This is a genomic window from Janthinobacterium sp. SUN026, assembly GCF_030397625.1.
GTDB classification, from domain to species: domain Bacteria; phylum Pseudomonadota; class Gammaproteobacteria; order Burkholderiales; family Burkholderiaceae_D; genus Janthinobacterium; species Janthinobacterium kumbetense.
On sequence record NZ_JAPQNU010000001.1, the window covers coordinates 275,257 to 287,877 of the forward strand.

The following is a 12,621-nucleotide window of genomic DNA, read 5'->3' on the forward strand; positions in this document are numbered from 1 at the left end:
CGTTGGATTGCAAGCAGCAGTTTTGGCAGCAAGGGCGCGTGCCTGTATCAACAAATATGCGCCACTTTCCTTGTATTCGAAAGGCATCATGAAATCATCTTCAAGCCTGTATCAACAATTGTGCGCCGCGCTGCTGTTCGCGCTGGCATTGTGCAGTGTCCAAGCCGTGGCGGCGCCCGGCGGCAGCGCCATCGGCAGTGCGCCGCAGGGGACGCTCGTCATCATCGGCGGCGGCCTGCGCGCCGACAATGCCGAAGTCTGGCAGCGCATCGTCAAGTTGTCGGGCGGGCCAGGCGCGCGTATCGCCGTGCTGGCCTCGGCCGCGATGAACCCGGAAAAATCGGGCGAAAGCATCATCAAAAAGCTGAACCAATATGGCGCCGATGCCTTTTTCGTGCCGCTGGCCGTCAAGCTGCCGAACAGGGATTACCGCAAGGCCGCCGAAGACCCGGCCATCGTCACGCAGATCAAGTCGGCCAGCGGCATCTATTTTGCCGGCGGCGACCAGGGGCGCATCACGCAAGCCTTGCTGCGGCCGGACGGCAGCCGCACGGCCGCGCTGGAAGCCATCTGGTCGGTCTATCGCAATGGCGGCGTGATCGCCGGTTCCAGCGCCGGTGCCGCCATCATGAGCACCACCATGTTCTACGACGCCAAACCCGTGCTCGACATGCTCAAGATGGGCGTGACGGATGGCCGCGAGATCGCGCCGGGCCTGGGCTTCATCGGCAGCGATGTTTTTGTGGACCAGCATCTGCTGGTGCGCGGGCGCTTTGCGCGCATGATTCCCGTGATGCTGAAAAAAGGCTATCACCTCGGGCTGGGCATCGATGAAAACAGCGCCATGGTGGTCGACGCCATGCGCGACGTGGAAGTCATCGGCTACAGCGGAGCCCTGCTGATCGACCTGTCGGGCGCCATCAGCGACCGCGGCGTGAAAAATTTCAATATCAGCAATGCGGCCATCAGCTACCTGGATCGGGGCGACAAATTCAACCTCGTCACGCGCGTGTTTACGCCCTCGCCGGACAAGGCCGACAACAAGCTCGATCCGAACCAGCCAGACATGCGCGAACCTGTGTTCACCAATGATATCCTCGGCAATAACGCCGTGCTCGACCTGATGGGTAATTTGATCGATAACGCGCAGCAGGAAGCCATCGGCATCGCCTTCGGCAACCCGCGCGACCCATATCCGGACCTGGGCTTCGAGTTCCGCTTCAGTAAAACGGTCAACAGCGTCGGCTACAGCTCGACCGAGGCGGAAGCGTATTCGGTACTGAAACTGCGCCTCGACATCCGCCCCATCCAGCTGCGCCAGCCCCTGTATCGCTACAAGTAAGCGGTGCGCCGCCAGCGCGGCCACGCGGCGATCGTCAAGGCCCTGAGCAGCCACTCGACGGGGCCATACGCGTGGCCGCGCAGCCACCAGCGGCTCAATGGCAGCTGCAGGCCGAAGATGATAGCTGCTAGCGCCAGCGCGCCCAGCGGCGACACGCTGCCCATCAGCCGCGCGCCATACGCGAGGAACAGCACGGCGCAGATGGCCGACTGCAGCAGGTAGTTCGACAGGGCCATGCGGCCCGTGTCCGCCAGCAGCGCAAACAGCGTGCCGTCGCGCAGGCGCTCGAACAGGGCCAGCGCCAGCGCCAGGTAGGCGCCCGCCAGCAGTGGCGCGCTCGCCAGGCCCACGGCCAGTCCCGCCACCTGCCATGCCTGGCTATCGCCATACACGGAGGTCCACGCGTAGAAGGCGGCGCCGGGCAATCCCGCCAGCGCTCCGGCCCACAGCAGGCGGCGGCGCAGCGGCAGGTAATCGCTTGCGTGCAGCAGCATCTCGCGCTTGCCGGCGGCCAGGCCGCACAGGAACATGGCCAGCGCGCACGGTGCCTGCACCAGCAGCAGGACGATCCAGATTTCACCCAGTTCGCGCAGGTGCTGATTGACGACGGCGACTGGCGTGGCGTGGTAGGCGGCCAGCGCGCTTGCCGCCTTTTGCGCCATCGCCACGGCGTTGTCCGCGGCGTCGCCCGCCGGCTGCAGGCTTTGCAGCCAGGCCATGCCTGCCCAGAATGCCACGCAGACGGCGACGAGTATCAACGCCAGGGACAGTGCCTGGCGCTCGCCGCAGCGGTGCAGCGCCAGCAGCACGATGCCCAGCAGAGCGTAGGTCGTGAGTATGTCGCCATGGAACAGGAAGACGGCATGCAGGGCGCCGATCAGCCACAGGCCCGCTTGTCGGCGCAGCATGCGCGGCACGAACGGCGCGTCGGCGCGCGCGGCCGCCTGCATCTGCAAGGTGAAGCTGTAGCCGAACAGGAAGGAAAACAGCAGGTAGAACTTGGTCTCGAACAGCAGGGCGACGATAAAGTGCGTGGCGCGGTCCACGCCGCCGTGAAAGGCGGGATCGGTCAATCCCAGGCCGAACCAGGGTGTGGCGAAGGCGCCGATATTGACGACCAAAATGCCGAACAGGGCGCAGCCGCGCAGGGCGTCGACGTCGGCGATGCGTGTGGGCTGGGCTTGCATGGCGGCGTTCATGCCAGGGCAGGGCGCAGGAAGCGCGCCAGCAGCAGGTGCAGGCTGGCGCGTTGCGCCAGCGGTGCATAATCGGGATCGACTGCGACCCGGTTGAAGATGCCGTCGATCAGCGCGGCGATCCAGCTGGCCGTTTGCGCGGCGTCCAGCGCGGCGTCGACCTGGCCCCCTGATGCCGCCTCTTCCAGCAAGGCTTGCAAGCCGCGGCGCAGGCTGGCATCGTTGCGCGCCACCCTGGCCGCGATATCCGTGTCGCGCATCGCCTCGGCGGATATTTCCAGCGCCAGCCCCGCAAAGTCGTCATCGGCCGCCAGCGCCAGCACCAGGTCCATGAAGCCGAGCAGGGCGCCGTAGGCATCGGCGCTGCCTTGCACGCCGGCGAAATAGGCGGCCGTCTCGCTGCCTTCCTCGTCGACGATGGCGGCGATGATGGCTTGCTTGGTGGGGAAGTAGTGAAACAGGTTGCCGGGACTCATGCCCGCCTGCGCGCAGATGACGGCGGTGCTGGTCTGGTGAAAGCCCTTGCGCGCAAAGCAGTGGCGCGCGGCGGCGAGAATGGCGTCGCGGCGGGCCGCGTGTTTGCCGGGATCGATGGTGCGCATGGCTCTTTCCTTTAATTAATCGACTAGTCAGTCTAATATAAATCGATTCTATCGCATGGTCAAGCGAATCGCGTGAAATGGGCGCTTTGCACGCTTGCTTCCTGTCGCTACAATGTGCCGCAGCGGTTTTTCCCGCGCCTGCCGGCAAGCCCGCCGATTGTTTGGAAAACCGTTCCCTTCACCTGTTTTTCTACCGTTTTAGGAATGACATGCAGCAGACTCCGATTCGATCCTTCCTCTGCGCGCTGGCGCTGGCCGCCGGCATCGTCCCTGCCGCGCAGGCGGATAATGCGCCGCCGCCGGCTACCATGCGCCTCGATTACCAGCACAGCGGCAATGCGCTGGGTGAGCACTATGCGGTCGAGCGCGTGCTGGTCGAGCCCCTGCCATGGCCGGGCAACCCGGCGCGTCCCATCGACGACAGCAACCGCGGCAACAACCTGCTGGAAGTGGTCGACATCAAGTCGGGCAAGGTGCTGTACTCGCGCGGTTTTTCCACCATCTTCGGCGAATGGGCCAGCACCGATGAAGCGAAGACCACCACGCGCGCCTTCCAGGAATCCGTGCGCTTTCCGCAGCCCGAACACCCCGTGCGCGTGCGCATCCTCAAGCGCGACGAGCGCGGCCTGTTTTCCGTTGTATGGAGCACCGATGTCGACCCTGCCGCGCAGGACGTGATCCGCAAGCAGCCGCCGGCGCCCGTCAAGCCGATCCCGATCCGCATCAGCGGGCCATCGCCCGACAAGGTCGACCTGCTGATCATGGGCGACGGCTATACGGCCGCCGAAATGGGCAAGTTCGAAGCGACGGCGCGCAAGCTGGCTGAGCATCTTTTCACCGTCTCGCCATTTCGCGAGCGGGCCAAGGATTTCAACGTGTGGGCCATGGCCGCGCCGACCCAGGAGTCGGGCGTGTCGCGTCCCTCGACGGGCGTGCATCACGCGTCGCCGCTGGGCACGCGCTACGATATCTTCGGCAGCGAGCGCTATGTGCTGACGACGGATAACCGCGCGCTGCGCGACCTGGCGCAGTACGCGCCGTATGAATTCATCGAAATCCTCGTCAACAACGATACCTACGGCGGCGGCGGCATCTTCGGCCAGTTCAGCACGGCGGCGGCCAATAACGATTGGGCCAACTACCTGTTCGTGCATGAATTCGGCCACCATTTCGCCGGCCTGGCCGACGAGTACTACACCTCGCCCGTGGCCTATCAGTCGAATGGCGAGCGGCAGGAACCGTGGGAGCCGAACGCCACGGCGCTGCGCGATCCGGCCAGGCTGAAATGGAAGAATCACGTCAAGGCCGGCACGCCGCTGCCGACGCCATGGCCGAAGGAAGCATACGACAGCCATGCGCGCGAATACCAGAAGCAGCGCGCGGCCCTGCGCGCGGCCAACCGCCCGGAAAGCGAGATGAGCGACTTGTTCAAGGCCGACCTGGCGTACACGCAGCAGCTGTTCTCGAAGGCGCCGCAGCGCCATGCGGTGGGCGCCTTCGAAGGCGCGAACTACGAGTCGTCCGGCTACTACCGGCCCGAGATGCAGTGCATCATGTTCGACCGCAGCGAGACGTTCTGCTCCGTGTGTCAGGATGGCATCAGCACCATCATCGACCTGTATTCGCGTCCCGCCGCGGCGCCGGGCAAATAATGCCGCTCTTGCCGCTTCCGTAATGCATGGGGGTCATGTTGCATCGCAATAGCATGGCCCCCTTTCTGCTTCTCCCCACCGCCTGCCTTCTGCCCCTGCCCAGCGCTGCTTGTTTTCCAGGCAATACCAATTGTCGCTCACCTGCGCGCTTTTCTTCTCGCTAGCCCAGTGATATTATCAAATCAACACGTCCGCACGCTTGCCTGAAAAATATTTCATTTAGATAATATTGAGGTAAAATTTGATTTACATCAATGTTGCATTGCCGCAATCGCACTTATAGTTGACCTAGCTCAAAGCGTCATGGAATGCGGATCGGACTCATCACGAATCACGCGTCTAAATGCTGTAGAGTAATTTCGCCCCGTACCAGTTCCCCGAAAATGCACTGGTGCGTGCCTCGAATTTCAGTGACGGAAGCCGATTCATGAAGATGCAGACCCCCGCGCCTGACGCGTGCAGTACCTTACACCCCCACACTCCCATTGCCTTGCCGTATGCGCGTGCCGGCGGCGTGACGCTGGCCACTTGCGCCGCCGCCATGCGCGCCGGCGCGGTGCGATGCGTGCATGCGGCCACGCCGTGGCCCGCCCTGCGTCCAGTCCAGGCATGACGGCCGACTTGCAGCCCTTGCCTTTGCAGGGCAAGCGGGGCCTGGTGGTGGGTATCGCCAACACGCAAAGCATCGCCTGGGGCTGCGCCAGCGCACTGCGCGCGGCCGGTGCCGAACTGGCCGTGACCTGGCTCAATGACAAGGCCCGTCCATACGTGGAACCGCTGGCGCAGCAGGTGCAGGCGGCCATCATGGCGCCGCTCGACGTGGCCGTGCCGGGCCAGCTCGAAGCGCTGTTCGCGCAGATCGAACGGCAATGGGGGCGGCTCGATTTCGTCGTCCATTCCATTGCCTATGCGCCGAAACAGGACTTGCATGGCCGAGTGACGGACAGTTCTGCCGACGGTTTTGCGCAGGCGATGGATATCTCCTGCCACTCCTTCATGCGCATGGCGAAACTGGCCGAACCGCTGATGCCGGACGGCGGCAGCTTGACCTCCATGAGCTATTTGGGCGCGGAGGAAGTCATCGCCGACTATGGCCTGATGGGCCCCGTGAAGGCGGCGCTGGAAGCGTCGGTGCGCTACCTGGCGTCCGAACTGGGCCCGCAAGGCATCCGCGTCAACGCCATTTCGCCGGGACCACTGGAGACGCGGGCCGCTTCCGGCATCGCCCATTTCGACCGCCTGATGGCCGACGCCATCGAACGCTCGCCCATGCGGCGCCTGGCCACCATCGAGGACGTGGGCGCGCTGTGCGCCTTCCTCGCCGGCGACGGCGCGCGCGCCATCACGGGCGGCACCCTGTATGTCGATGGCGGCTACAACATTCTGAATTGACTGGAAGAAGATGACCATGGCTGTTCCTACTTTGCCCAACCGCGCCAGGATGGCCGCGCTGGCCACCGCGCTGGCCCTGGCCGGCTGCGCCTCGATGGTGCCGCCGTATGCGCCACCGCCGTTGCCCGTGGCGGCGCAGTATCCGGAAACCGATTCCGCCGGCGCGCACGCGCCCGACGTCGCCTGGCAAGCCTACTTTGCCGACGCGCGCCTGCAGGCGCTGATTGCGCAGGCGCTGGCCAGCAACCGTGACATCCGCATCGCCGCCCTGCGCGTGGAAGAGGCGCGCGCCGCGTATGGCATTCAGCGCGCGGAGCAGTTTCCCACTATCGCGCTGGGCGCTTCGGGCAGCCGCGCGCGCGTGCCCGGTGACCTGAGCGTGACGGGCCGTCCCATGACGAGCGCGCAGTACCAGACAGGCTTGAACGTGAGCGCCTGGGAACTCGACTTCTGGGGCCGCGTGCGCAGCCTGAAGGACAGCGCCCTGCAAACCCTGCTGGCCAGCGACGAGGCGCGCCGTGCCGTCGGCGTGGCCCTGGTGGCGCAGGTGGCCAATGGCTACCTGGGCTTGCGCGAACTCGATGAACGCGTGGAACTGGCGCGCGCCACGGTGGACAGCCGCGCCGAATCGCTGCGCATCTTCACGCGCCGCTTTGAAGTCGGGTCGATTTCCAAGCTGGACCTGACACAGGTGGAAACCTTGCTCAGCCAGGCCTTGTCGCTGTCGGCGCAGCTGGAACAGGCGCGTGCCGTGCAGGCGCACGCGCTGGCCCAACTGGTGGGCGGCCCCATCGACCTGACGCCGGTGGCTGGTGAGGTGCGTCGCTTCGACGACGCCAGCGTGCTGCAGCCGCTGCATGCGGGCTTGCCCTCGGCCTTGCTCACGCAGCGTCCCGACCTGGTGGCGGCCGAGCACCAGCTGCGCGCTGCGCAAGCCAATATCGGCGCCGCGCGCGCCGCCTTCTTCCCGACGATTTCCTTGACGGCAGCCTACGGCACGGCCAGCGCGGAATTGAGCGGCTTGTTCGATTCGGGCAGCGGCGCGTGGAATTTCGCGCCGCGCCTGGTGCTGCCGATCTTTGACGCGGGCCGCCTGCGCGCGAATATGGAACTGGCCGAAGTGCGCCGCGACATGGCCGTGGCCAATTACGAAAAAAGCGTGCAGGGCGCCTTCCGCGAAGTGGCCGACGCGCTGTCGAACCGGCGCTGGCTGGCGCTGCAGGTCGATATCGGCAAGACGACCCTGGCCGCGCAGAGCGAACGGGCGCGCCTGGCCAAGCTGCGCTACGACAATGGCGCCGCGCCCTACCTGGAAGTGCTCGACGCGCAGCGCGACTTGCTGACGGTCGAGCAGCAGCTGGTGCAGACGCGCCGCGCGCTGCTGTCCAGTCAGGTCAGCCTGTATGCGGCGTTGGGCGGTGGCGCGCCAGCCACTTCCGCCGCCGCTTCCACCCACTAATTTGATCGCCCCGATACCATGACTCCACAACTGAAGAAAAAACTCATTCCCGCCGCGCTGGTCGTGGCCGTCCTCGTGCTGGGCTATGTGGCCTGGCAAAAAATGCGTCCCACGGGCCCAGGCGAAGGTTTCGTCAGCGGCAATGGCCGAATCGAAGCGACGGAAATCGACGTCGCCACCAAGCTGGCGGGCCGGGTCAAGGAGATCCTCGTGCGCGAGGGCGACTTCGTCAAGTCGGGCCAGCCGCTGGCCACCATGCAGGTCGACTCCCTGATGGCCCAGCGCGACGAGGCGCGCGCGCGCCAGCAGCAGGCGTCCGACGCGGTGGTGGGCGCGCAGGCGCAAGTGGCCGTGCGCGAGAGCGACAAGGCGGCCGCGCTGGCCATGGTGGCGCAGCGCGAAAGCGAACTCGATGCGGCCAAGCGCCGCCTGGCCCGTTCCGAAACCCTGTCGAAAGAGGGTGCTTCCTCGGTGCAGGAACTCGACGACGACCGCGCCCGCGTGCGCAGCGTGGCAGCAGCATTGAACGCGGCCAAGGCGCAAGTGACGGCGGCGCAGGCGGCCATCGACGCGGCAAAGGCGCAGGTGGTGGGCTCGCGCTCCGCCGTGGTTGCCGCCGAGGCGACGACGGCGCGCATCGATTCCGACCTGGCCGATGGCCAGCTGGCGGCGCCGCGCGACGGCCGCGTGCAATACCTGGTGGCGCAGCAGGGCGAAGTGCTGGCGGGCGGCGGCAAGGTGCTCAACCTGGTCGACCTGTCGGACGTCTACATGACCTTCTTCCTGCCCGAGACGGCGGCCGGCAAGGTGGCGCTGGGCGGCGAGGTGCGCATCATCCTCGACGCGGCGCCCAATTACGTGATTCCGGCGACGATCTCGTTCGTCGCGGCCAGCGCGCAGTTCACGCCGAAGACGGTGGAAACGGCCAGCGAGCGCCAGAAGCTGATGTTCCGCGTGAAGGCGCAGATCAGCCGCGAGCTGCTGCAAAAGCATCTGGCGCTGGTGAAAGTGGGCTTGCCTGGCGTGGCCTGGGTGCGTCTCGACGCGAAGCAGGCATGGCCCGCTGAACTGACTGCCAAGGTTCCGCAGTGAGCATGGACGTGAACTCCTTTGTCGTCCGCATCAAGGGCGTCAGCCAGCATTACGGCAAGACGGTGGCGCTCGACGCCATCGACCTGGACGTGCCGGCCGGCCGCATGGTGGGCTTGATCGGACCCGATGGCGTGGGCAAATCGAGCCTGCTGTCGCTGGTGGCCGGTGCGCGCGCCGTGCAGCAGGGCAGCGTGATGGCGCTGGGCGGCGACATGCGCGATGCGCGCCACCGCGACGACGTCTGTCCCCGTATCGCCTACATGCCGCAAGGCCTGGGCAAGAATCTGTATCCGACCCTGTCGGTCGAGGAAAACCTGCAGTTTTTCGCGCGCCTGTTCGGCCATGACGCTGCGGAACGCCGCCGCCGCATCGACCAGCTGACCCGCAGCACGGGTTTGCAGCCCTTCCTGGCGCGCCCGGCGGGCAAGCTGTCGGGCGGCATGAAGCAGAAGCTGGGCCTGTGCTGCGCGTTGATCCATGATCCCGACCTGCTCATTCTCGATGAACCGACCACCGGCGTCGATCCGCTGGCGCGGGCCCAGTTCTGGGACCTGATCGCCGGCATCCGCGTGCAGCGCCCGCAAATGAGCGTGATGGTGGCCACCGCCTACATGGACGAGGCGCAGCGTTTCGATTGGCTGGTGGCCATGGATGACGGCAAGGTGCTCGATACGGGCACGCCGGCCGAACTGCTGGCGCGCACGGACAGCGGCAACCTGGAAGCGGCCTTCATCAAGCTGCTGCCCGACGCCAAGCGCGCCGGCCACCAGCCCGTGGTAATCACGCCGCTGGATGCGGCCAGCGCGCAGGACGTGGCCATCGAGGCCAAAGACCTGACCATGCGCTTCGGCGATTTCACGGCCGTCGATCACGTGAATTTCCGCATCGGCCGCGGCGAGATTTTCGGCTTTCTGGGATCGAACGGCTGCGGCAAGTCGACCACCATGAAGATGCTCACGGGCCTCTTGCCGGCGACGGAAGGCAAGGCCTGGCTGTTCGGCAAGGAGGTCGATTCCAACGATATCGACACGCGCCGCAGGGTCGGCTACATGTCGCAGGCCTTCTCTCTGTACAGCGAACTGACGGTGCGCCAGAACCTGGTGCTGCACGCGCGCCTGTTCCACGTCCCGGAAGCTGAAATCGCCGCACGCATCGACGAGATGGCGCAGCGCTTCGACTTGCGCGCAGTGATGGATGACCTGCCCGACAGCCTGCCGCTGGGCATACGCCAGCGGCTGTCGCTGGCCGTGGCCATGGTGCACAAGCCGGAAATGCTGATCCTCGACGAGCCGACGTCCGGCGTCGACCCCATCGCGCGCGACAATTTCTGGCGCCTGATGATCGAGCTGGCGCGGCGCGACCGCGTCACCATTTTCATCTCCACCCACTTCATGAACGAGGCCGAGCGCTGCGACCGCATTTCGCTGATGCATGCGGGGAAAGTGCTGGTCAGCGATGCGCCGGCCGAACTGGTGCGCAAGAAGGGCGCGCCATCGCTGGAAGCGGCTTTCATCGCCTACCTGGAAGAGGCGGGCGGCGGCACGGCGCCGACGGCGCAGGAAAGCGAGGCGCCCGCGCAGGAAGCGGCAGTGCAGGCACCAGCGCCGCAGCACCGGCGCAGCCGTTTCAGCCTGAGCCGCATGCTCAGCTACATGTGGCGCGAGACGCTGGAATTGCGCCGCGACCCCGTGCGCCTGACCCTGGCGCTGGGCGGCTCCGTGCTGCTGCTGTTCGTCATCGGCTTCGGCATCAGCCTGGACGTCGAAGACTTGAGCTACGCGGTACTCGACCACGACCAGACGACTTTGAGTCAGAATTACACGAACAACCTGGCCGGCTCGCGCTACTTCATCGAACGTCCGCCCCTGCGCGACTATGCCGATATTGACAAGCGCATGCGCAGCGGAGAACTGTCGCTGGCCATAGAAATTCCGCCCGGCTTTGCGCGCGACGTGCAGCGCGGCGCGCCGGCCCAGGTGGGCGCGTGGATCGACGGCGCCATGCCGATGCGCGCCGAGACCGTGCAGGGCTACGTGCAGGGCATGCATCAGCTGTGGCTGGCCGACCAGGCCTTGCACCGCTATGGCATCACGATGAACAACCCCGTCGCCATCCAGACGCGCTACCGCTACAACCCGGACGTGAAAAGCCTGCCGGCGATGGTGCCGGCCGTGATTCCCCTGCTGCTGCTGATGCTGCCGGCCATGCTGGCGGCGCTGTCCGTGGTGCGCGAAAAGGAACTCGGTTCCATCATCAATCTGTACGTGACGCCCGTCACGCGCCTGGAATTCTTGCTCGGCAAGCAGGTGCCGTACGTGCTGCTGGCCATGCTCAACTTCGTGCTCATGGCGCTGCTGGCGGTCACCGCCTTTGGCGTGCCGATCAAGGGCAGCTTGCCGACCCTGATCGGTGCCACCTTCATCTTCAATATCTGCGCCACCGGCATCGGCCTGTTCGCGTCGACCTTTACGCGCAGCCAGATCGCCGCCCTGTTCGTGACCATGATCGGTACCATGATCCCGGCCATCCAGTTTTCCGGCCTGCTCAATCCCGTCTCGTCGATGGAAGGCGTGGGCAAGGCGATCGGCCTGATGTACCCGGCCACGCATATGCTCAATATCAGCCGGGGGGTGTTCAACAAGGCGCTGGGCTTTGGCGACCTGCACGCCTCGTTCTGGCCATTGATCATCGCCATTCCCGTGATCCTCGGCGTGACGGTGGCGCTGCTGAAGAAACAGGAGAGCTGATATGCGGCATCTTGAAAATATCTACCGCCTGGGCGTGAAGGAAATCTGGAGCCTGATCCGCGACCCGATGATGCTGATCCTGATCTTGTACACGTTCACCTTGGCCATCTATGTGGCTGCCACGGCCAAGCCGGAAACGCTGCACATGGCCTCGATCGCCATCGTCGACGAGGACGGCTCGCCCCTGTCCGGGCGCATCGCCTCGGCCTTCTTCCCGCCCCAGTTCACGCCGCCGGCCATGATCAACCAGAGCCAGGTCGATGCGGGTCTGGACGCGGGCCAGTACACCTTCGTGCTGACGATCCCGCCCAAGCTGCAGGCCGACGTGCTGGGCGGGCGCCAGGCGGAGCTGCAGCTGAACGTGGATGCGACGCGCATGAGCCAGGCCTTCAGCGGCAGCGGCTACATCCAGCAGATTGTCGCCGGCGAAGTGGCCGAATTCGCCAAGCGCTACCGGGGCGCGACCGTCTCGCCCGTGGAACTGGTGATGCGCGCGCGCTTCAATCCTTCGCTGAGCCAGGCGTGGTTTGGCTCGCTGATGGAAATCATCAACCAGGTGACGATGCTGTCGATCATCCTCACGGGCGCGGCCCTGATACGCGAACGCGAACACGGCACCATCGAGCATCTGCTGGTGATGCCCGTGACGCCGGCCGAAATCATGCTGGGCAAGGTCTGGTCGATGGGCCTGGTGGTGCTGCTGGCCGCCGCCCTGTCGCTGAACCTGGTGGTGCGCGGCATGCTGCATGTGCCCATCGAAGGCTCGATCGCGCTGTTCCTGTGCGGCGCGGCGCTGCACCTGTTTGCCACCACGTCGATGGGTATTTTCCTCGCCACCGTGGCGCGCAGCATGCCGCAGTTCGGCATGCTGCTGATCCTCGTGCTGCTGCCGCTGCAGATGCTGTCGGGCGGAAGCACGCCGCGCGAAAGCATGCCCCAGTTGGTGCAAAACATCATGCTGATCGCCCCGACCACGCATTTCGTCGAATTGAGCCAGGCGATTTTGTACCGGGGCGCCGGCATCGACGTGGTGTGGAAGCCGTTCCTGGCCCTGCTGGCCATCGGCACGGCCCTGTTTACCTTCGCGCTGGCGCGCTTTCGCAAGACCATCAGCCAGATGGCGTAGCCCCCGCGCCGGA

At 65.5% G+C, this 12,621-nt stretch carries 10 protein-coding genes; 8 read left to right on the plus strand and 2 right to left on the minus strand.

Translation table 11 applies throughout. The features are described from left to right. Nucleotides 1-88 precede the first annotated feature (88 nt). The gene (locus tag OX459_RS01355) at nt 89-1,342 is read left to right on the plus strand and encodes a cyanophycinase (protein ID WP_251350229.1); all 1,254 of its coding nucleotides are present in this window, start codon (nt 89-91) and stop codon (nt 1,340-1,342) included. Here OX459_RS01355 and OX459_RS01360 read toward each other — a convergent pair. Next, nucleotides 1,333-2,529 (minus strand): DUF418 domain-containing protein, encoded by a 1,197-nt coding sequence (locus OX459_RS01360; RefSeq protein ID WP_289903449.1) that lies wholly within the window; start codon nt 2,527-2,529, stop codon nt 1,333-1,335. The genes OX459_RS01355 and OX459_RS01360 overlap by 10 nt on opposite strands. Nucleotides 2,530-2,537: 8 nt before the next feature. Next, nucleotides 2,538-3,140, minus strand: coding sequence for a TetR/AcrR family transcriptional regulator (locus tag OX459_RS01365; RefSeq protein ID WP_289903450.1), 603 nt, complete (start codon nt 3,138-3,140; stop codon nt 2,538-2,540). A 209-nt stretch (nt 3,141-3,349) separates the two neighbouring features. Here OX459_RS01365 and OX459_RS01370 point away from each other — a divergent pair, with 209 nt between their 5' ends. The 7 genes from OX459_RS01370 to OX459_RS01400 all read left to right on the plus strand — a co-directional run bounded on the left by OX459_RS01370 (nt 3,350) and on the right by OX459_RS01400 (nt 12,608). After that, nucleotides 3,350-4,792 (plus strand): IgA Peptidase M64, encoded by a 1,443-nt coding sequence (locus OX459_RS01370; protein WP_289903451.1) that lies wholly within the window; start codon nt 3,350-3,352, stop codon nt 4,790-4,792. Nucleotides 4,793-5,219: 427 nt separating this feature from the next. Next, nucleotides 5,220-5,405, plus strand: coding sequence for a hypothetical protein (locus OX459_RS01375; protein WP_289903453.1), 186 nt, complete (start codon nt 5,220-5,222; stop codon nt 5,403-5,405). Continuing rightward, on the plus strand, nt 5,402-6,184 hold the full coding sequence (gene fabI / locus OX459_RS01380; protein WP_289903454.1) for an enoyl-ACP reductase FabI: 783 nt from the start codon (nt 5,402-5,404) through the stop codon (nt 6,182-6,184). The genes OX459_RS01375 and fabI overlap by 4 nt, the downstream gene beginning before the upstream one ends. Before the next feature lie 10 nt (nt 6,185-6,194). Next, the gene (locus tag OX459_RS01385) at nt 6,195-7,643 is read left to right on the plus strand and encodes an efflux transporter outer membrane subunit (protein ID WP_289903455.1); all 1,449 of its coding nucleotides are present in this window, start codon (nt 6,195-6,197) and stop codon (nt 7,641-7,643) included. Between the two features lie 18 nt (nt 7,644-7,661). After that, nucleotides 7,662-8,735: an HlyD family efflux transporter periplasmic adaptor subunit gene (locus tag OX459_RS01390; RefSeq protein ID WP_289903456.1), complete on the plus strand. Its 1,074-nt coding sequence runs from the start codon at nt 7,662-7,664 to the stop codon at nt 8,733-8,735. 2 nt (nt 8,736-8,737) lie between these two features. Further along, nucleotides 8,738-11,482 (plus strand): ribosome-associated ATPase/putative transporter RbbA, encoded by a 2,745-nt coding sequence (gene rbbA, locus OX459_RS01395; RefSeq protein ID WP_289903457.1) that lies wholly within the window; start codon nt 8,738-8,740, stop codon nt 11,480-11,482. Between the two features lies 1 nt (nt 11,483). Next, the gene (locus OX459_RS01400; protein ID WP_099666483.1) at nt 11,484-12,608 is read left to right on the plus strand and encodes an ABC transporter permease; all 1,125 of its coding nucleotides are present in this window, start codon (nt 11,484-11,486) and stop codon (nt 12,606-12,608) included. Nucleotides 12,609-12,621 lie beyond the last annotated feature (13 nt).

What these genes read in the sequence shown, in the direction of transcription:
- OX459_RS01365 (WP_289903450.1), bottom strand. Translation starts at nt 3,140, where the DNA reads ATGCGCACCATCGATCCCGGCAAACACGCGGCCCGCCGCGACGCCATT.
- OX459_RS01355 (WP_251350229.1), top strand. Translation starts at nt 89, where the DNA reads ATGAAATCATCTTCAAGCCTGTATCAACAATTGTGCGCCGCGCTGCTG.
- OX459_RS01385 (WP_289903455.1), top strand. Translation starts at nt 6,195, where the DNA reads ATGACCATGGCTGTTCCTACTTTGCCCAACCGCGCCAGGATGGCCGCG.
- OX459_RS01400 (WP_099666483.1), top strand. Translation starts at nt 11,484, where the DNA reads ATGCGGCATCTTGAAAATATCTACCGCCTGGGCGTGAAGGAAATCTGG.
- fabI (WP_289903454.1), top strand. Translation starts at nt 5,402, where the DNA reads ATGACGGCCGACTTGCAGCCCTTGCCTTTGCAGGGCAAGCGGGGCCTG.
- OX459_RS01390 (WP_289903456.1), top strand. Translation starts at nt 7,662, where the DNA reads ATGACTCCACAACTGAAGAAAAAACTCATTCCCGCCGCGCTGGTCGTG.
- rbbA (WP_289903457.1), top strand. Translation starts at nt 8,738, where the DNA reads ATGGACGTGAACTCCTTTGTCGTCCGCATCAAGGGCGTCAGCCAGCAT.
- OX459_RS01370 (WP_289903451.1), top strand. Translation starts at nt 3,350, where the DNA reads ATGCAGCAGACTCCGATTCGATCCTTCCTCTGCGCGCTGGCGCTGGCC.
- OX459_RS01375 (WP_289903453.1), top strand. Translation starts at nt 5,220, where the DNA reads ATGAAGATGCAGACCCCCGCGCCTGACGCGTGCAGTACCTTACACCCC.
- OX459_RS01360 (WP_289903449.1), bottom strand. Translation starts at nt 2,529, where the DNA reads ATGCAAGCCCAGCCCACACGCATCGCCGACGTCGACGCCCTGCGCGGC.